An 18,396-nucleotide genomic window follows, 5' to 3' on the forward strand; every position below is an offset into this window, starting at 1 on the left:
GCAGCTCGGAGGGTGCGGTCGAACCGGATCAGCCGGCCCCCGGCGGCTACGGCACCGCCGCGTCGATCGCCTTCACGATCCGCTTGTCCGACACCGGCTGCGCCGTGCCCAGGGCGTGGGCGAAGTAGCTCACCCGCAGCTCCTCGATCATCCAGCGGATGTCCAGGACCTGCTGGGGCACCGGCCGTCCCCGCGGGAGCTGTTCGAGCAGCCAGGCGTACTCGTCCCGCATCTCGTGGACCTTCTCCATACGCGTGGTGTCGCGCTGGACGTTCGTCGGCATCTGCTGGAGCCTGCGGTCCGCCGCGACCAGGTAGCGCATCAGGTCGGGCAGTCTGCGCAGCCCCGTACGCGTCACGAAGCCCGCCGGCATCAGCTCCGCCAGCTGGTCCTTCACGTCCTGGACGTTGTTGATCAGGACCAGGCTGTTCGTGGTCTTCAGCCGCCGCTCACAGGCCTGCCAGGCCGCCAGGATCTGCTCGGCCTGGCCGATCGTGCGTACGGTCAGGTCGACCAGGTCGGCCCGGACCCTGTCGTACAGCTTCCGGTACGACTCCTCGTCCCACGCGGGCCCTCCGTGCTCGGCGATCAGCCGGTCCGCCGCGGCGGTGGCGCAGTCCTCGAAGAGTGCCTGGATCGAGCCGTGCGGGTTACGGGACAGGGCCAGCTTCTGCTTGTTGGTGAGCGTGTCGGACGCGAACTTGGCCGGGCTGACCGGGATGTTGAGCATGATCAGCCGGCGCGTCCCCTGCCACATGGCCTGTTGCTGCTCGGCCTCGGTGTCGTAGAGCCGTACGGCCACGGTCGCGCCCTGGTCGACCAGTGCCGGATACGCCTTGACCGGCTGCCCCGCCCGCCGGGTCTCGAAGGTGCGCGACAGCGTGCCGATCGTCCAGTCGGTGAGGCCCGAGCGTTCGACGGACTCGCCCGTGGGCCCCGCCACCGCCGCGGCGGCCTGGGAGATCGCCTTGCGGGCCTTCGGCTTGAGGGCGATCCGCAGCGCCTCCAGGTCCTTGTCCTCGGCGATCTTGCGGCGCCGCTCGTCGACGATCCGGAAGGTGATCTTGAGGTGGTCCGGCACCCGGCCCGGATCGAAATCGTCGGCCGTGACGGGCACACCGACCATCCGCTGGAGCTCACGCGCCAGCGTCACGGGAAGCGCTTCCTGAAGAGGCACCGCCCGCTCCAGGAACTTCTTCGCGTAGTTCGGCGCCGGGACGTAGTGGCGGCGGATCGGCTTCGGCAGGGAGCGGATCAGCTCCACCACCACCTCCTCGCGCAGCCCCGGGATCTGCCAGTCGAAGCCCTCGGAGGTGATCTGGTTGAGCACCTGGAGCGGTACGTGGACGGTCACACCGTCCGCGTCGGCCCCCGGCTCGAACTGGTACGTCACCCGGAACTTGAGCCTGCCCTGCCGCCAAGAGTCCGGATAGTCGTCCTTGGTGACGGCGCCCGCCGCCTCGTTGATGAGCATCGAGCGCTCGAAGTCGAGGAGTTCGGGCTCCTCCTTGCGCTTGTGCTTCCACCACGAGTCGAAGTGCGCGCCGGAGACCACATGGTCGGGCACCCGCTCGTCGTAGAAGTCGAAGAGCGTCTCGTCGTCCACGAGGATGTCGCGGCGCCGGGCGCGGTGCTCCAACTCCTCGACCTCGCCCAGAAGTTTGCGATTGTCATGGAAAAACTGATGGTGCGTCCGCCAGTCGCCCTCGACGAGCGCGTTGCGGATGAACAGGTCGCGCGAGGCATCGGCGTCGATCCGGCCGAAGTTCACCTTGCGCCGCTCGACGATCGGTACGCCGTACAGCGTCACCTTCTCGTACGCCATCACGGCCGCCTGGTCCTTCTCCCAGTGCGGCTCGCTGTACGTGCGTTTGATCAGATGCTGGGCCAGCGGCTCGATCCAGTCGGGATCGATCTTCGCGTTGACTCGCGCCCACAGCCGTGACGTCTCCACCAGCTCCGCGGACATGATGACGCGCGGCGGCTTCTTGAAGAGGGCCGAGCCGGGGAAGACCGCGAACTTCGCGTTGCGCGCGCCCACGTACTCGTTCTTCGCGCCGTCCTTCACGTCCTTGAGCCCGATGTGCGACAGCAGCCCGGCCAGCAGCGAGATGTGCACCGACTGGTCCGGCGCGGGGGCGCTGTCGTCGCCCTCGTCGAACTTGATGCCCATCTGCTTCGCGACCGTGCGCAGTTGGGAGTAGATGTCCTGCCACTCGCGGATCCGCAGGAAGTTCAGATACTCGGCCTTGCACATCCGGCGGAAGGCCGAGGAGCCGCGGGCCTTCTGCTGCTCGCGGATGTAGCGCCACAGATTCAGGAAGGCCAGGAAGTCGGAGGTCTCGTCCCGGAAGCGGGCGTGCTGCTGGTCGGCCTGGGTCTGCTTCTCCGACGGGCGCTCGCGCGGGTCCTGGATGGAGAGCGCGGCGGCGATCACCATGACCTCGCGTACGCAGCCGTTGCGCTCGGCCTCGATGACCATGCGCGCGAGGCGGGGGTCGACGGGCAGCTGCGAGAGCTTGCGGCCGAGCTGGGTGAGCTGCTTGCGCGGATCCCTCTGCGAGGCGTCGAAGGCGCCCAGCTCTTGGAGGAGTTGGACACCGTCGCGGATGTTGCGGTGGTCCGGCGGGTCGATGAAGGGGAACTTCTCGATCTCGCCCAGGCCGGCCGACGTCATCTGCAGGATGACCGACGCCAGATTCGTACGGAGGATCTCGGCGTCCGTGAACTCGGGCCGTGAGTCGAAGTCGTCCTCGGAGAAGAGCCGGATGCAGATGCCGTCGGACGTACGGCCGCAGCGGCCCTTGCGCTGGTTGGCACTGGCCTGCGAGATCCGCTCGATCGGCAGGCGCTGGACCTTGGTGCGGTGGGAGTAGCGGGAGATACGGGCGGTGCCGGGGTCGATCACGTACTTGATGCCCGGCACGGTCAGCGAGGTCTCCGCCACGTTCGTCGCCAGGACGATCCTGCGGGTCGCGCCGCCCCCGGGTCTCTGGAAGACGCGGTGCTGCTCGGCGTGCGAGAGGCGCGCGTACAGGGGCAGCACCTCGGTGTGCCGGAGCCTCCGCTTGTCGAGCGCGTCGGCGGTGTCGCGGATCTCCCGCTCGCCGGAGAGGAAGACCAGGACGTCGCCGGGGCCCTCCGACTGGAGCTCGTCGACGGCGTCGCAGATCGCGGTGATCTGGTCGCGGTCGCCCTCTTCGCCGTTCTCTTCCAGGAGCGGCCGGTAGCGGACCTCGACCGGGAACGTACGGCCCGAGACCTCCACGATCGGCGCGTCGCCGAAGTGGCGGGAGAACCGCTCGGGGTCGATCGTCGCCGAGGTGATGACCAGCTTGAGATCCGGGCGCCTGGGGAGGAGCTGGGCGAGATAGCCGAGCAGGAAGTCGATGTTGAGACTGCGCTCGTGGGCCTCGTCGATGATGATCGTGTCGTACGCGCGCAGGTCGCGGTCCGACTGGATCTCGGCGAGCAGGATGCCGTCCGTCATGATCTTGACGAACGTCGAGTCCTGGTTCACCTGGTCGGTGAAGCGGACCTTCCATCCCACGGCCTCGCCGAGCGGGGTCCCCAGCTCGTCGGCGACGCGCTCGGCGACGGTGCGGGCGGCGATCCGGCGGGGCTGGGTGTGACCGATCATGCCCCGGACGCCCCGGCCGAGCTCCATGCACATCTTGGGGATCTGGGTGGTCTTGCCCGACCCGGTCTCACCGGCGACGATCACGACCTGGTGGTCGCGTATCGCCTCAAGGATCACGTCCTTCTTCTGGCTGACGGGCAGTTGCTCGGGGTACGTGATCGCCGGCATCCGGGCCGCGCGGGCGCGCACGCGCTCGGCGGACCTGCCGGCCTCGGCCGCGATCTCGTCGAGGACGGCCTGCCGGGCTTCGGGCTTACGAATGCGCCGGACGCCTTCGAGACGGCGGCCGAGGCGCTGCGAGTCGCGCAGCGACACCTCGGCCAGCAGGGACTGAAGGTCGGCGAGGGAAGTAGACATACCGAACCCAGGATCTCACCCGGGCCGGGCGAGTGGCGAACCCATTTCGCGGGGCGGGTACACGGAAGCCCCTACCGAAGCTCTCGGCAGGGGCATCTGCACTGAAGAAGAGGAGTGGCTGGGGCCGGGATCGAACCGGCGACCTATCGCTTTTCAGGCGATCGCTCGTACCAACTGAGCTACCCAGCCACGCGGCTCTCGCGAGCCACAGCGGTCCTGACGGGATTTGAACCCGCGGCCTCCACCTTGACAGGGTGGCGAGCACTCCAAACTGCTCCACAGGACCAAGCAATGTGCGAGACGAGTCTCGCACACGGTGTTGCGTGCCCCCAACGGGATTCGAACCCGTGCTACCGCCTTGAAAGGGCGGCGTCCTGGGCCACTAGACGATGAGGGCTAAGGGCCCGCCTGGGCGCTTGGTAGCGCGTCGGGGACGTGAGAAGCATATGGGATGCGGGGAGCTATCGCCAAAACGGTTTACCGGGCGGGGGGCGGGCCCGTCGGGGTGGCGGGGGAGCGGGCGCCGGAGGGCCCTGCGGAAGCCGATCCGGACGGTGTTCCCGACGGTGACGCGGACGGCGACGGTGACGGGTCCGTCCCCGGTACGCCGGCCTCCTTCGGCAGATGGCGGCTGACCTCCGCCGTCGTCAGCCCCAGTCCGCCCAGCGTGATCTCGTCCCACGCCTGGAGCCGCTTCGTCGTGCTGTCCAGATAGAGCAGCGAGGCCCGGACCTTCTCCGGCTGGTCGTTCTGGACCGCGCGCAGTCCGCCGCCGCCCGCCGAGCCCTCGATCTTCAGCCGCGTACCGAGCGGCATGATCTCGGTGTCGCGGCGGTGCACATGGCCGGCCAGCACGAGCGGCACCGTGCCGTCGGTCTCCCTGGCCGCGATCGGGTTGTGCGCGACGGCGATGTCCACCGGGGTGCCCGCCCGCTCCTGGTCGCGGATGGCCGACGCCAGCCGGATGCCCGCCATCTCCTCCGCCGGATCACCGGCGTTGGCGAGTGAGCGGTCGGGGGTGAACTGCGGGTCGCCCGTGCCCGCCACCCGGATCCCGGCGACGGTGACGGCGCGGCCGTGGTCGAGGACATGGACGTTCTTCAGGCCTTCCAGATACTTCTGGGTTTCGGCCGAGTCGTGGTTGCCGCGCACCCAGACGTACGGGGCGCCCAGATCGGGGATCGGGTCGAGGAAGCTGTTCTCGGCGGCCGAGCCGTGGTCCATGGTGTCGCCCGAGTCGATGATCAGGTCGATCCGGTACTGCTCCACCAGCGAGCCGATGATGTGCCAGGCGGCCGGGTTGAGATGGATGTCGGACACCTGGAGGACCCGCAGGGTGCCCGGGTCCGGCTGGTACGACGGCAGGGTCGACGTCGCGTCGTACAGCTTGGTCACGTTGGTGACCAGCCGCGCCAACTCCTTCTGGTAGACGTCGAATTCGGTGACGATCGAGCGCGCGCTGCCGACGACCTGCGGGGCCGAGGAGAGCAGCCCGGAGAAGCGGGGCTCCAGCACGGACTTCGGGTTCCAGGTCGCGAAGGCGCTGACGCCGGCCGCGCTCAGCAGTACGAGCGCGAGCCCGCCGGCGGCCAGCGCGCGTCGGGGGCGGCGGTAGACGGCCAGACCGAGGGCGGTGGCGCCCGAGACGACCGCCACACAGGACCGTACGGCCAGCTCAGTCGTGCCGGCCGAGACGTCGCTCGCGACCTCCTCCTGGAGACCGGCGAGGCGTTCGGGGTGCTCGACGAGGGCCTGCGAGCGGACCGGGTCGAGCTGGTCGACATCGACGTCGAGGCGGATGGGGGCCGTGTGGGAGTCGAGTTCCAGCGCGCCCAGCGGCGAGACGTTGATCTTCGTGCCGCCGGTCAGGGAAGGGCGCAGGGTCATCTTGGTGTCCATGGGGCCCACCGGCGTACGCACACTGCCGACGATCAAAAGCCCGAGCCAGGCGCCGAGCAGGACGACGGCGATGAGCCCGAGCGCGCGGGTGTAGGGGTGGGGTGAGCTGACGAGGGCGCTGGTGGGTCCGTCGCCGCGGGACCGGTAGTGCCGCCGGATCCGGCCGATCGTTGTGATCGCGGTACGGATCGGGACACGGCGTACGTCGCGGGCCATTGGGCGCGTATGCCCAGGGGCACCCGCGATCATGCGTGGGCGCCGCCTTGCCCCGATCTTGGTGACCTGCGTGACAATGGCGGGGTGCTGGAGATGACGCGCGAGGAGTTCGAGGAACTGGTGGCCGAGGCGCTCGACAGGATCCCGCCGGAGCTCATGCGGCTGATGGACAACGTCGCGGTATTCGTGGAGGACGAACCCGACCCCGCGGCCGCGAAGGACTCGGGGGAGGAGTTCGACCCCGATCTGCTCGGGCTCTACGAGGGGACTCCGCTGACCGATCGCGGCGAGTGGTACGCGGGCGTGCTGCCGGACCGGATCACGATCTACCGGGGGCCGACGCTGCGGATGTGCGAGACGCGCGAGGACGTGGTGGCCGAGACGGAGATCACGGTGGTGCACGAGATCGCGCACCACTTCGGGATCGACGACGACCGGCTGCACGAGCTGGGGTACGGGTGAGTCCGGGTCCCGAGGACGGGCCCGCGGGGTCTGCCGGGTCCGCGGGCTCCACCGGCTCCGGCGCGGAGCCCGTCGACCCCGATGTCGATCTGCGGGAACCCGGTCAGCGCGCCGAAGCGGCCGGGCACCGGCTGTGGCACGTGCTGGCCGTCATCTCGGCGGGCGGTGCGGCGGGCGCGACGGCGCGGTACGGCGCCGAACGGCTGTGGCCCACGGCCGACGGAGCGTTCCCCTGGACGACATTCGTGGTGAATGTGCTGGGGTGCGGGCTGATCGGCGTCCTGATGGTGCTGGTCGCCGAGGGCGGCTGGTCGGTCCATCCGCTGGTGCGGCCGTTCCTCGGGGTGGGAGTGCTGGGAGGTTTCACCACGTTCTCGACGTACACGCTGGACTTCCTGCGGCTGGTGCGGCACGGCGAGGCTCCGGCGGCGCTGGGGTACGCGGCGGTGACGCTCGTGGGCGCGATGGCGGCGGTATGGCTGGCGGCGACGCTCACGCGCCGCGCGGTGGGGCGGGTGGCGGCGCCGTGAACTGGCTGCTCGTGGTCGTGGGAGGCGCGGTCGGGGCGCCGCTGCGCTATCTGACGGACCGTACGGTGCAGGCGCGGCATCAAACCCTCTTCCCCTGGGGGACGTTCGCCGTGAACGTGGCGGGGAGCCTGGTGCTGGGTGTGCTGGCCGGGGCGGCCGTGTCGTCCGCGACGTACGCGCTCCTCGGTACGGGGCTGTGCGGGGCGCTCACGACGTACTCGACGTTCTCGTACGAGACGCTGCGGCTGGCCGAGCGCGGGGCGGCGCTGGTGGCCGGCGCGTATGCGACCGCGTCGGTGCTGGTGGGGCTCGGCGCGGTGTGGGCGGGGTGGGAGCTGGGGGCGCTCTGAGGCCGGGCCGCACGGGGCGGCCGCTGCGCCTTCGGCGCGTGGCGGGCGTGTCCCTTGTGGGGAAAAGGAAGTTGGGCAGGGCAATCCTCTCCCTGCCGTCGGGCTTCCTTCGGCGGGCGAGCCGTTTCACGCCCCGGAGGTGCCCCGCGTGCGCCAGTTGTCCGCCCCCGGCCGTTTCACTGTCTGGATCATCACCTCGCTGGCCGTCGCCACCTCCACCGGCTGCATGAGCGTCGGCGACGACGAAGGGAAGCCGGCCCCCTCGCGATCGGCCGAGCGGTCCGGGGCCGCCGCCGAGGAGGACGGCGGTACGACGGCGGACGCCGGCGCGGGCGTACCGGCCGGCGGCCCCAGCGGCGCGGGGCCGAAGGGCGCCGAGCGGACCGGCGAGCACGGCGAGAAGGGGAAGCCGGGCGATCCGAAGGCCTCGGGCGACCCGTCCACGAAGCCGTCCAAGGGCCCGGACGGCAAGCCGCTGCCTCCCGCGCCCAGGCCGCCGGGCGGGGACGTACCGCCCGCGGAACAGCCGACCCGGACCCCGCTGCCGCCGTCCGAGCCGTCCGAGCCGAACCCTCCGGCGGAGCCACCGCCGGGGCCCGAGCCGAGCGGCCCGCCGGACGTGCCGTCGGCCTCGCCGGCCGCGGACGTACGGGTGAACGCGCTAGGGCCGGGCAACGGGGCCGGGATGCGGAAGGAGCCCGCGGCGTCCCCGCAGTTGGGGCCGGTGTGAGGCGCGGGGCCCGGGCGGACGGCGGGTGTGAGGCGGATCGCGTGGAAGCGGTTTGCCAGGGAGGGGGAGCGGTGCGTATGGTAGTAGATCGTTTGATCATTGCCTGGCGCCGACACAGAAGAGCGCCGCGTGGCGCGTACTCTCCCTTGCCGTGGCTGACCGCATTGAGGCGGTCGAATTGCGAATCACGGAGTTTGGGCGCGTGCCGAGACTCCGGAAGGTTTCGCATTTCGCATGTCCATTTCCAGTACTGACCACGCCGTCATGCCCGAGAACGACTCCAACGAGCCGATCGACTCCCACGACTCGGCCAACGTGGCCGACTCGGCCGAGAGCATCACGGCGGACGCCGTGGAGACGACCGAGGCCGCCGACGCGGCCGAGGCCCCCGCGACGCCGAAGACCCCCGAAATCACCTTCGGCGACCTGGGGTTGCCCGAAGGAATCGTCCGCAAGCTCACCCAGAACGGCGTTATCGCCCCCTTCCCGATCCAGGCCGCGACCATCCCGGACGCCCTGGCCGGCAAGGACATCCTGGGCCGCGGCCGTACCGGCTCCGGCAAGACCCTCGCGTTCGGTCTGCCGCTGCTGGCCACCCTCGCCGAGGGCCACACCGAGAAGAAGAAGCCCCGCGGCGTCATCCTGACCCCGACCCGCGAGCTGGCGATGCAGGTCGCCGACGCCCTCCAGCCGTACGGCGACGTGCTCGGCCTGAAGATGAAGGTCGTCTGCGGCGGTACGTCGATGGGCAACCAGATCTACGCGCTGGAGCGCGGTGTCGACGTCCTCGTCGCCACCCCGGGCCGGCTGCGCGACATCATCAACCGCGGCGCGTGCTCGCTGGAGAACGTACAGATCGCGATCCTCGACGAGGCCGACCAGATGTCCGACCTGGGCTTCCTGCCCGAGGTCACCGAGCTGCTCGACCTGGTGCCGAGCGGCGGCCAGCGGATGCTCTTCTCCGCCACGATGGAGAACGAGATCAGCACGCTGGTCAAGCGCTACCTGAAGAACCCCGTGCACCACGAGGTCGACAGCGCGCAGGGCAACGTCACGACCATGAGCCACCACGTGCTCGTCGTGAAGCCCAAGGACAAGGCGCCGGTCACGGCGGCGATCGCGGCGCGCAAGGGCCGCACGATCATCTTCGTCCGTACGCAGCTGGGCGCCGACCGTATCGCCGAGCAGCTGCGCGACTCGGGCGTGAAGGCCGACGCGCTGCACGGCGGCATGACGCAGGGTGCGCGCACCCGGACGCTGGCGGACTTCAAGGAGGGTCACGTCAACGCGCTGGTCGCGACCGACGTGGCCGCCCGCGGTATCCACGTCGACGGCATCGACCTGGTCCTGAACGTGGACCCGGCCGGTGACCACAAGGACTATCTGCACCGCTCGGGCCGTACGGCGCGGGCCGGCAAGTCCGGCGTCGTCGTCTCGCTGGCCCTGCCGCACCAGCGCCGCCAGATCTTCCGGCTGATGGAGGACGCGGGCGTCGACGCCGCGCGTCACATGGTCGCCGGGGCCGGCGCCTTCGAGCCGGAGGTCGCCGAGATCACCGGCGCCCGTTCGCTGACCGAGGTCCAGGCCGACTCCGCGAACAACTCCGCCAAGCAGGCGGAGCGCGAGGTCGCCGACCTGACCAAGGAGCTGGAGCGCCTCCAGCGCCGCGCAGGCGAGCTGCGCGAGGAGGCCGACCGCCTCGTCGCGCGTGCCGCGCGCGAGCGTGGGGACGACCCGGAGGCGGCGGTGGCGGAGGTCGCGGCCGAGGCCGTGGCGGCCATCGAGGCAGCGACGGCGGCCGCGTCCGTACCGGCCCAGACGTCCCGCGACGACCGCGGCAACTACGCGCGCCGGGACGACCGCGGTGAGCGCAGCGGCCGTGGCGGCGCGAAGGGCTACACGCCGCGCGACGGCGGCGGCGGCGACCGTGGCGGCTTCCAGCGCCGTGACGACCGTGGCAGCTACGGCCGTCGTGACGACCGCGGCGGCGAGCGGGGCGGTGACCGCGGCGGCGACCGTGGCGGTTTCCAGCGCCGTGACGACCGCCGTGACGACCGCGGTGGTTTCCAGCGCCGCGACGACCGTCCGGCGGGTGGCGGTTACCCGCGTCGTGACGACCGTCCGGCCGGTGGTGGCTACCAGCGTCGTGACGACCGTCCGGCGAGTGGCGGCTTCCAGCGCCGTGACGACCGTCCCTCGGGCGGCGACCGCCGCGAGGGCGCCCGCCCGTTCGAGCGTCGCGAGCACCGTCCCACCGGTGACCGCCCGTTCAACCGCGACCGCCGCGACGACCGCCCCTCGGGCAGCTTCCGCTCGGGCGGCCACGACCGCCCGTCGGGCCGCCGCGACGACCACCGCGGAGGCACGACCGGCACCGGCACGAGCACGGGCTCGTTCGGCCGCCGCGACGACAAGCCGCGCTGGAAGCGCAACGGCTGACCACAGGCCACCGGCCTGAGCCCACACCCGACGGGGCCCGTACCGCACCGAAACCGGCTGCGGTGCGGGCCCCGCCCCGTGGTCTTCGCCGCCACCGGGGGATACCCGATCGGCCGGACGCCCCGGGCGGGCTATGCTCGTGGATGACTCGTCAGGGGCCGTTAGCTCAATTGGCAGAGCAGCGGACTTTTAATCCGTTGGTTGTGGGTTCGAGTCCCACACGGCCTACCGCCGGGAACGAGGGGAAACCCCCTCTGACCTGCTACTTAGCGCCTCGATCGGCTTCCTCCGGTCGAGGCGCTTCGACGTTTTCTGGCTCGTGCGTGAGCGATGCGTGAGCGGGTGGTTCAGCATCAAGTGCCATGGACGGCCTGCCAACGGCCCCCAGCGCTCCAGCTTTGTTCAGTCGCTGGCCTGCATGAGGAGGTCGTCCCGAATCCCGTCGTAGTGTTCCTGACTCTCGCGGATGATCGAGACCAAGAGCATGACGGCGATGATGCAGTGCCCTGGGGTCATGTGAGACAAGGGCAGGTGGTGAACCACGGCATGGCGGGAGAGCGTTTCGGGTAGCGGATCGCCTTTGGACGGCTCGTACTGGGTGTAGAAGGCGTTGAGAGGTGCCAGTACATACTGGGACTTGGGCAAGTAGCTGTTCGGCTCCTTCGTTCCAGCTTGGTGAAGCCTCCCGTGCGCGCCCCTGCCGCGAGGGATCTGGGTCAGGTTGTGGAGCATCTGCTCGACACCAGCTACGGCGAGGCTGGCAGCGGCTTCACGATGCCCGTCTGCCCAGGCGGCGACTGCCTTCTCGCCAGCTTCCACCTCCCCAGTGAGCCACTCGTCAGTGCACTCGTCGAGTTTGAGGCGACATAGACCTTGTATGTCGCCCTCATCGGCCGTCAAGATGGCGAGCTTGTCATCGTGACCGACAGGTGCCGAGGCCAGGCGCCGAAGCGTCTCGGCCGGCGTGACCCATGCAACGGGGATGCCGTGCTCTTTCGCCAGGTTGAAGAGAGTCGTCAACTGCACGGTGCTTCCCCACCAGTTTTCATGGCGGCATGCAGTGTAGAAACGTGGCATTCGACGAGGTCCGTGGGCAGCAGGGTCGTAGGTGTCCCAGAACTGTGCCCCAGTCGCGGAGCTGAGCGAGGGAAGCCGCGACGGCGCCTGCCGAGGGATCGGTGAAGGTCATTGTGCAATCCTGCCTTCGCGGCGCCTCGAATACCCAGGCGTTATAAGAAGAATGTAGGGTTCACGCGCTTTTGGTTCTCCGCACGGCGCTTTTGAGGGCGCTCATCGCAGCCACTCAGGTTGCGGCACCAGGATGGCAATCACCGCTCCGCGTACCACAAGAACTGCCCCCCTAGGACAGCCAGCATTACGGCTTCAAGAATGGAAGAAGAAATCAGCAGCGCGCTGGCCGTCCCGTAGAGCCAGAAGACGGTGAGGGCGGCAAAAGGGACGGCGACGAACGCCGTCAGGTCGACCACGGCCTGAGTGATCTTGCGCGAGGCCCGCCTGGAATCGCCGCGGTGGTAGGTCTCCCACCCGAAGGCAGAGGCTGCTGCCGGGCCGCTGAGCGTCGACAGCCGTGAGGCGAGTTCGGTACGGATGTAGCGGCCGATGGCCGAGATCTTCTCGTCGTTGACCAGATAGGTCCATCCGAGCACTACGCACACCACCGGTAGAGCCAACGCGAGGTCAGGATGGCTGGTCTGCAAGGCAACAGCGGTCACAGCTGTGACCGCGCCGATGGTGACGTACAGCAGATTGTCTCGGAACCCGATACGAGCTCGCTGCTCGTCTTTGATCTGCGAATACTCGGCGAGAAGGAGTGTGAGCTCGGTCGTATCGTCGCTGTCAGCCATAGCTTCCCCCGAGTCTCCACGACACGCCATCAACGGCCACGTGCGCCGTGGCCTATCGGATCTACTGTAGGTAGGCGAGGGGTGTGAGCTTCGTGGTGAGCGTGCACCATGGGGGCAGGCAGGACAAGGGGGCGGCCATGAGCGAGGCGACGAACGAGGTCCTGGTGCTGACGGCGTTGCCTCTGGAGTACAGGGCAGTACGCGGTCTGTTGCTGGAGCCCAAAAGAGTTGATCACGCCGGGACCGTGTTCACGTGCGGGCGACTTAGGGGCACATCGTGGACGGTCTATCTGGCCATTACGGGCGCTGGTAACGACTCCGCCGCGGCAATCACCGAGCGGGCAGTGAGTCATTTCCGCCCGCAGGCGGCCTTCTTTGCGGGAATTGCAGGGTCCCTCAAGCCCGACGTCTTCCCGAACGATGTGGTCGTAGCACTGGAGGTGTATGCCTACCACGGCGGAAAAGAGGACCCGGAGGGCTTCAAGGTACGACCCCGCAGTTGGGAGACCACGCATCTGCTGCAACAAGTGGCAATGTATACCGATAATGTGACTGACTGACTGGCGGGCGAAGCTACCTGAAGGCGAACGGGCCATCAAGGTGCACTTCAAGCCGATTGCGGCCGGCGACAGGGTAATCAACTCACCGGCAGGATCTTCGCCCCGGCTGTTCTTGGATCAGAACTACAACGATGCTGTCGCGGTGGATATGGAAGGCGCGGGTTTCGTGAGCGCTGCTCACAAGGCAGCAGTTCCTCACCTGCTTGTCCGAGGCATCAGCGATTGGGCGGACGGGACCAAGCAGACCACCGATGGCGTCGGCACGCAGGAATCCGCTGCCAGAAACGCGGCGCTGTTTCTGGCGGAAGTCATTGCGCAAATCGCACCGAATGTTCCTTCTGGTCCTAAGCTGCCGAGCGCGCCGGTGCAGCCCGTGGATGAGCTGATCTGGCATCCCCTGGACCGGCCGGTCGACGTGTCTTGGCGCAAGGACCTCTTTTCAACAGGGCCTCACACCAACGGACCGTCTCTGCTCGAAATCCACCTTGTGCCCGTGCCGTCGACTGTTCGCGTGCCAGCGGCGCGTATGCGGCAGTTGGCCAGTGAATTGGTGGACATGGGGCGTTCGAGGGGTTTCTTCACCAACCTTGAGCGTGTCGAAGTGCACGACTCAGCTGAGATGATCGCGGTCACGGTGACTGATCCAAGGGGGCGCTCAGCCGGTCTTGCCATCACGAGATCTGGTCAGCGCAGTGCTTGGGAGCCCCTTCCGAATCCTGGCCTCACTTACGTTCTCGACGAGGAACACACACGTGAACGGATCACGGTTCTACTCGCGCTTTTGGAATCTGTTGACGGACCGGCTACTCCGTCATATGCCCCGGCGGCAACCATCGAGAATACCAGGCTGGTAACTGTTGAGCGCCTTAGCGAGGTCAACCCCAATTCCGCAGGGCTCCGCACGAGCGACGCTCCTATCGTGGCCGAACCTGAAGAGGCGGTCACCGCAGCGGTGGTGGCCAGCCACGGCGTGCAAATCGCTGAGGAGTTGGCAGCCCGACTGATCTACTCCTTCCGTACGCCTCGCCGTCACCGTTAGGGCCATTGCGCGACCTTCTACCAGCCAGTTGATCGCCAAAGTGAACCTATGGCGAGTCATTTCGGACGCAGGTTCGCCGTTCAACCCGCGTTCCGCCTACTGGCACGAGGAACCAGTGCCGCGGCTGCCTCAGCGGCAGCCTTGTCGACATCGGGTAGCAGGCTCGTGTACGTGTCCGAGGTCAATGTGATCGTGGAGTGGCGCAGGGTCTCCTTGATCGTGTGGAGGTCGCCGCCCCCGCCGCGCGTGAGCGTGGCCGCGACATGCCGCAAGTCCCGAAGGGTGATCGGTGGCAGGTCAGTGGTAGCGAGGATGCGGCGGAACGCATCGGAGACCATCTCGGGGTGCAGCCAAGAACCGTCCTCGCGCGTGAAGACCTTCCCGGTCTCTACCCAGGCGTCGCCCCACTCCTCCCGAGCGATCAGCATGGCCGCGTGCTGCTCGCGCAACAGGGCGACGTTGACGCTGTCCAACGCGATGGTGCTGGCACTCCCGTCGGTCTTGGGAGCGGACTCGTACGGATCCCAGCCGTCGACCACGATCTCGCGGGCGGGCGTGATGAGGCCGGCGTCCAGGTCGATGTCGGTCCAGCCTTGACCGACTGCCTCGCCCCGGCCGAGACCGCGGGTGCCGATGAGGTGAAAGAACCGGTAGAGGCGATCGGATTCGTCGGAGTTCAGGAACGTGCCGAACTGTGCCGGGCGGTCAGGTCCAGGGCTGTGTCGCCGGCCGGAGTGAGGTCATGGGATGCCCCGTCTGCGGTCGTGACCGGCTATCTCCCTGATCCGCGTAAAGAAATCTATGTCGGCCGGAGTAGACATTGGGCGGTGGTGTGGTTATGGTTTCTCTCGTAGCTCAGAGAGACAGCAGGGCCGTGGCAGAGACGAACTGCCGGGCAGATGTACGGAAGTTGCAGTTCGCTGGACGGTACGGCAGTGGAGTTCCGAAGCCAGAGCGATTGCAGGACGGTGACGGGACTGACGGCCGGACCGGGTGGCCCGCAGTGATCAGGGGCCGCCACGAGCAGTACCGCAGGGAAGCAAGTGCGGTACCAGCAGTGAAGTGACTGAGCAGCACCTCGGTGAAGGCGTCGGCTGCGGGCGCGCGTGCCGGGAGGTTCGGCAGTGGGGTTCTAAGCCAGAGCAGATGCAGGACGGGCGACGGGGCTGGCTGCCGGAGAGTGGCGCTTACTCAGGTCACCAGCAGTTCGCATTACCAGTAGTACAGAGCAGTGCGCAGTACCAGCAGTAGGTAAGTGATTGATCCCAGAGGGAAGAACGGAGGAGCCGAGCGCCATCAGGATCGCCCGGGTGGAAACAGTGAGCTCGGGTACCGCAGGACATCGATAGTGAGGTGGTCTCCGGTCAAGCAACCGCGATCCCCGTATTCCCCGTCCTCTCCCGGACGGTCGTACGGACACAGAAGGCCGGCGCGAGAACAGGGCCGGCAGATGGTGTAGCAGTTCCTTCGGGGCCTTGGTGCCATATGGCACCAAGGCCCCTCCACGCGTTCCGGAGAGGTGCAGATGACAGCAGACGACTCGTTCAGCCGGCTCGATGACGACGACTACCCCGCCTACACCATGGGACGGGCCGCAGAAATGCTCGGCACCACCCAGGGCTTCCTCCGCGCCATCGGCGAAGCCCGCCTCATCACCCCGCTGCGCTCCGAGGGCGGCCACCGCCGCTACTCCCGCTACCAGCTGCGCATCGCCGCCCGTGCCCGGGAGCTCGTCGACCAGGGCACCCCCATCGAGGCCGCCTGCCGCATCGTCATCCTCGAAGACCAACTCGAGGAAGCCCAGCGCATCAACGCCGAACACCGCAACGCCGCCAAAGCGGCGGGACCGCCCCTCGCTTGAGGGGTCGATGCTGGCGAGGCGGTGCCACCGGATTATGGGTGCCCTCCGAGCCTGAACAGTGCCAGCTTTTCCTGAAACGCTACTCTCCGAGCGGGGCAATATCTATAACCGCGAGATGAGGGTTTAACGCGCAGTGCGGGGAGTGTTTTTACGGCAATCAGCGGAGTGAAGTTATTCACCGCACGCGCGTCGCTACCTCATGCTACTGTCTATTTCAGTTGCAGTTGTGGTTCCCAAAACTTCAAGCTTCCTCGTGGGCATTTTCGGCCGACGGAAGCTTCATTGTATTTCCGGTTGTTCTCCGGGCGGGGCATCATCGCGGCGACCCGGCATCCGCGCATTGCGGGTTTCGGCGTACTGCCCTTAAAGGAGATATGGCATGGCGTCAGGTACTGTGAAGTGGTTCAACGCGGCGAAGGGTTTCGGCTTTATCGAGCAGGACGGTGGCGGCGGTGACGTGTTCGCCCACTTCTCGAACATCGCCGCTCAGGGCTTCCGTGAGCTGCTCGAAGGTCAGAAGGTCACCTTCGACATCGTGACGGGCCAGAAGGGCCCGACCGCTGAGAACATCGTTCCCGCCTGACGTTTACTTCGTAGCTGGGGTCCACACCCCGTGGGGTGTGGGCCCCAGCTACGGGCATTTTCCACAGCGGTGTCACCTGTGGAACAGCGCCGCCAGCAGCCCCGCGCCTTCAGGGATTCGCACCTTTTCGGAGATGCGCGGGTCGATGTATGGATTTTCGCGTCCGCGCGACGTGACCTATCTCGTCGTCTGCATCCGGCCCCGGAATCGCTGCAAGCCGCATTCCCTTTTCGCATTCCACTCGGTTCGTTCTTGTGATTCCCCGCGCTGTTCTTTGGCTGCGGGAATTCCTTGATGCGCGCCGTATCAAGGAAGGTTCTCGATGAACCCCACACGTACGAACGCCCGTTCCTCCCGCCCTCGCCGGACCGAAGGCCCCGCTTTCGGGTCCACCGCCGGGTCGAGGCGGGGCGCCCGCTTCGGCTCGCCCGCCCCGGCCCGTTCGGGCGGGACGGGCCGCTCGGGCGGCCACGGCCGACGGCGCGCAGCGGTCCAGGGAGAGTTCGCCCCGCCCAAGACGGTCACGCCCGCACTGCCCGCGGTCGAGGCGTTCGCCGACCTCGACATGCCCGCCCAACTGCTGGCGACACTGACCGGGCAAGGCGTGAGCGTCCCGTTCCCGATCCAGGGTGCCACCCTGCCCAACACCCTCGCGGGCCGCGACGCCCTGGGACGCGGGCGCACCGGCTCCGGCAAGACCCTCGCCTTCGGCCTGGCCCTGCTGGCCCGCACCGCCGGTCAGCGCGCCGAACCCCGCCAGCCGCTGGCCCTGGTCCTCGTGCCGACGCGTGAGCTGGCACAACAGGTGACCGACGCACTCACCCCCTACGCCCGCTCGGTGAGGCTGCGCCTGGCCACCGTCGTCGGCGGAATGTCGATCGGCAGGCAGGCCAACGCGCTGCGTGGTGGTGCCGAGGTCGTCGTGGCGACGCCGGGCCGGCTCAAGGACCTCATCGACCGCGGTGACTGCCGGCTCAACCAGGTCGCGATCACCGTCCTGGACGAGGCCGACCAGATGGCCGACATGGGCTTCATGCCCCAGGTCACCGCACTCCTCGACCAGGTACGCCCCGAGGGCCAGCGGATGCTGTTCTCCGCCACCCTCGACCGCAACGTCGACCTCCTCGTCCGCCGTTACCTCACCGACCCCGTCGTCCACTCCGTCGACCCCTCCGCAGGGGCGGTCACCACGATGGAGCACCACGTGCTGCACGTCCACGGCGCCGACAAGCACCGGACGACGACGGAGATCGCGGCCCGCGAAGGCAGGGTGATCATGTTCCTGGACACCAAGCACGCTGTCGACCGGCTGACACAAGACCTGCTGGCCAGCGGGGTACGGGCCGCGGCCCTGCACGGCGGGAAGTCACAGCCGCAGCGCACCCGGACCCTGGCCCAGTTCAAGACCGGGCACGTCACCGTGCTCGTGGCCACGAACGTCGCCGCCCGCGGCATCCACGTCGACGACCTCGACCTCGTCGTCAATATCGACCCGCCGACCGACCACAAGGACTACCTCCACCGCGGCGGCCGGACCGCGCGGGCCGGGGAATCCGGCAGTGTCGTCACCCTGGTCACCCCCAGCCAGCGCCGGGACATGACGCGCCTTATGACAGCGGCCGGCATCGTGCCCCAGACCACCCAGGTCCGCCCCGGCGAAGAGGCACTCAGCCGGATCACCGGCGCCCAAGCCCCGTCCGGCATTCCCGTGACGATCACCGCTCCGGCCCCCGAGCGGCGTCAGCGCAGCACGTCCTCACGCGGCCGGCGCAGCCCCGCTTCGGCTGCCCGGCGCATGACAGCGCGGCAGACCTCCTTCGACGCGGCGGCATAAAAATCTCGTGATCAGGAAACTGACCCACCAA

General features: G+C 68.3%; 14 protein-coding genes, 4 tRNA genes and 1 pseudogene. 11 read left to right on the forward strand and 8 right to left on the reverse strand.

The annotated features are described in order from the left end of the window. Nucleotides 1-46 precede the first annotated feature (46 nt). The 5 genes from hrpA to IEY79_RS32075 all read right to left on the reverse strand — a co-directional run bounded on the left by hrpA (nucleotide 47) and on the right by IEY79_RS32075 (nucleotide 6,112). Entirely contained in the window at nucleotides 47-3,997 is a 3,951-nt protein-coding gene (hrpA, locus tag IEY79_RS32055) for an ATP-dependent RNA helicase HrpA (protein ID WP_189111163.1), read from the reverse strand. Between the two features lie 115 nt (nucleotides 3,998-4,112). Further along, a tRNA-Phe gene (locus tag IEY79_RS32060) sits at nucleotides 4,113-4,186 on the reverse strand. A gap of 22 nt (nucleotides 4,187-4,208) precedes the next feature. Continuing rightward, nucleotides 4,209-4,283: transfer RNA gene (locus IEY79_RS32065), tRNA-Asp, on the reverse strand. 38 nt (nucleotides 4,284-4,321) lie between these two features. After that, nucleotides 4,322-4,394 (reverse strand) — tRNA-Glu (locus IEY79_RS32070). 80 nt (nucleotides 4,395-4,474) lie between these two features. Beyond that, a complete protein-coding gene (locus IEY79_RS32075) occupies nucleotides 4,475-6,112 on the reverse strand; it encodes a metallophosphoesterase family protein (RefSeq protein ID WP_189111164.1) in 1,638 nt (545 codons plus the stop codon). A gap of 84 nt (nucleotides 6,113-6,196) precedes the next feature. Here IEY79_RS32075 and IEY79_RS32080 point away from each other — a divergent pair, with 84 nt between their 5' ends. The 6 genes from IEY79_RS32080 (at nucleotide 6,197) to IEY79_RS32105 (ending at nucleotide 10,851) form a co-directional block, all read left to right on the forward strand. Continuing rightward, nucleotides 6,197-6,574 carry a metallopeptidase family protein gene (locus IEY79_RS32080; RefSeq protein ID WP_189111165.1) on the forward strand — a complete coding sequence of 126 codons (378 nt, stop codon included), beginning with the start codon at nucleotides 6,197-6,199 and terminating at the stop codon, nucleotides 6,572-6,574. Continuing rightward, nucleotides 6,571-7,104 (forward strand): fluoride efflux transporter FluC, encoded by a 534-nt coding sequence (locus IEY79_RS32085; protein WP_189111166.1) that lies wholly within the window; start codon nucleotides 6,571-6,573, stop codon nucleotides 7,102-7,104. The genes IEY79_RS32080 and IEY79_RS32085 overlap by 4 nt, the downstream gene beginning before the upstream one ends. Then, a complete protein-coding gene (gene crcB / locus IEY79_RS32090; RefSeq protein WP_189111167.1) occupies nucleotides 7,101-7,454 on the forward strand; it encodes a fluoride efflux transporter CrcB in 354 nt (117 codons plus the stop codon). Before IEY79_RS32085 ends, crcB begins: the two co-directional genes overlap by 4 nt. A 148-nt stretch (nucleotides 7,455-7,602) precedes the next feature. Continuing rightward, the gene (locus IEY79_RS32095; RefSeq protein ID WP_189111168.1) at nucleotides 7,603-8,184 is read left to right on the forward strand and encodes a hypothetical protein; all 582 of its coding nucleotides are present in this window, start codon (nucleotides 7,603-7,605) and stop codon (nucleotides 8,182-8,184) included. 234 nt (nucleotides 8,185-8,418) lie between these two features. Next, nucleotides 8,419-10,623 carry a DEAD/DEAH box helicase gene (locus IEY79_RS32100; protein ID WP_189111169.1) on the forward strand — a complete coding sequence of 735 codons (2,205 nt, stop codon included), beginning with the start codon at nucleotides 8,419-8,421 and terminating at the stop codon, nucleotides 10,621-10,623. A 155-nt stretch (nucleotides 10,624-10,778) separates the two neighbouring features. Further along, nucleotides 10,779-10,851 (forward strand) — tRNA-Lys (locus IEY79_RS32105). Between the two features lie 174 nt (nucleotides 10,852-11,025). On the opposite strand, the gene IEY79_RS32110 is transcribed toward IEY79_RS32105, so the two are convergent. Both IEY79_RS32110 and IEY79_RS32115 read right to left on the reverse strand, forming a co-directional pair. Beyond that, nucleotides 11,026-11,649 carry a hypothetical protein gene (locus IEY79_RS32110; RefSeq protein ID WP_229701304.1) on the reverse strand — a complete coding sequence of 208 codons (624 nt, stop codon included), beginning with the start codon at nucleotides 11,647-11,649 and terminating at the stop codon, nucleotides 11,026-11,028. Nucleotides 11,650-11,951: 302 nt separating this feature from the next. Further along, complete coding sequence (locus tag IEY79_RS32115; RefSeq protein ID WP_189111170.1) at nucleotides 11,952-12,488, reverse strand: hypothetical protein; 537 nt, start codon at nucleotides 12,486-12,488, stop codon at nucleotides 11,952-11,954. Nucleotides 12,489-12,625: 137 nt separating this feature from the next. On the opposite strand from IEY79_RS32115, the gene IEY79_RS38110 reads away from it, so the two are divergent. Together IEY79_RS38110 and IEY79_RS32125 are read left to right on the forward strand one after the other, a co-directional pair. Beyond that, nucleotides 12,626-13,048, forward strand: coding sequence for a 5'-methylthioadenosine/S-adenosylhomocysteine nucleosidase family protein (locus IEY79_RS38110; RefSeq protein ID WP_189111171.1), 423 nt, complete (start codon nucleotides 12,626-12,628; stop codon nucleotides 13,046-13,048). A gap of 34 nt (nucleotides 13,049-13,082) precedes the next feature. Beyond that, nucleotides 13,083-14,087 (forward strand): 5'-methylthioadenosine/S-adenosylhomocysteine nucleosidase family protein, encoded by a 1,005-nt coding sequence (locus IEY79_RS32125; protein ID WP_268240644.1) that lies wholly within the window; start codon nucleotides 13,083-13,085, stop codon nucleotides 14,085-14,087. Between the two features lie 80 nt (nucleotides 14,088-14,167). Here the strand turns inward: IEY79_RS32125 and IEY79_RS32130 are convergent. Beyond that, a pseudogene (locus IEY79_RS32130) lies at nucleotides 14,168-14,788 on the reverse strand (tyrosine-type recombinase/integrase); the annotation flags it as partial. Between the two features lie 824 nt (nucleotides 14,789-15,612). Between IEY79_RS32130 and IEY79_RS32135 the strand changes: the two are divergent. The 3 genes from IEY79_RS32135 (at nucleotide 15,613) to IEY79_RS32145 (ending at nucleotide 18,365) form a co-directional block, all read left to right on the forward strand. Continuing rightward, nucleotides 15,613-15,948 carry a MerR family transcriptional regulator gene (locus IEY79_RS32135; RefSeq protein ID WP_189111173.1) on the forward strand — a complete coding sequence of 112 codons (336 nt, stop codon included), beginning with the start codon at nucleotides 15,613-15,615 and terminating at the stop codon, nucleotides 15,946-15,948. 379 nt (nucleotides 15,949-16,327) lie between these two features. Beyond that, nucleotides 16,328-16,531 (forward strand): cold-shock protein, encoded by a 204-nt coding sequence (locus tag IEY79_RS32140; RefSeq protein ID WP_189111174.1) that lies wholly within the window; start codon nucleotides 16,328-16,330, stop codon nucleotides 16,529-16,531. A gap of 322 nt (nucleotides 16,532-16,853) precedes the next feature. Continuing rightward, complete coding sequence (locus IEY79_RS32145; RefSeq protein WP_189111175.1) at nucleotides 16,854-18,365, forward strand: DEAD/DEAH box helicase; 1,512 nt, start codon at nucleotides 16,854-16,856, stop codon at nucleotides 18,363-18,365. Nucleotides 18,366-18,396: the final 31 nt, after the last annotated feature.

The sequence above is a fragment of the Streptomyces camponoticapitis genome (genome assembly GCF_014646115.1).
In the GTDB taxonomy this organism is placed as follows: domain Bacteria; phylum Actinomycetota; class Actinomycetes; order Streptomycetales; family Streptomycetaceae; genus Streptomyces; species Streptomyces camponoticapitis.

Excerpts from the sequence above, each read along its gene's own strand:
- hrpA (WP_189111163.1), bottom strand. The coding sequence starts at position 3,997 with ATGTCTACTTCCCTCGCCGACCTTCAGTCCCTGCTGGCCGAGGTGTCG.
- IEY79_RS32075 (WP_189111164.1), bottom strand. The coding sequence starts at position 6,112 with ATGGCCCGCGACGTACGCCGTGTCCCGATCCGTACCGCGATCACAACG.
- IEY79_RS32100 (WP_189111169.1), top strand. The coding sequence starts at position 8,419 with ATGTCCATTTCCAGTACTGACCACGCCGTCATGCCCGAGAACGACTCC.
- IEY79_RS32115 (WP_189111170.1), bottom strand. The coding sequence starts at position 12,488 with ATGGCTGACAGCGACGATACGACCGAGCTCACACTCCTTCTCGCCGAG.
- IEY79_RS38110 (WP_189111171.1), top strand. The coding sequence starts at position 12,626 with ATGAGCGAGGCGACGAACGAGGTCCTGGTGCTGACGGCGTTGCCTCTG.
- IEY79_RS32135 (WP_189111173.1), top strand. The coding sequence starts at position 15,613 with ATGACAGCAGACGACTCGTTCAGCCGGCTCGATGACGACGACTACCCC.
- IEY79_RS32140 (WP_189111174.1), top strand. The coding sequence starts at position 16,328 with ATGGCGTCAGGTACTGTGAAGTGGTTCAACGCGGCGAAGGGTTTCGGC.
- IEY79_RS32145 (WP_189111175.1), top strand. The coding sequence starts at position 16,854 with ATGAACCCCACACGTACGAACGCCCGTTCCTCCCGCCCTCGCCGGACC.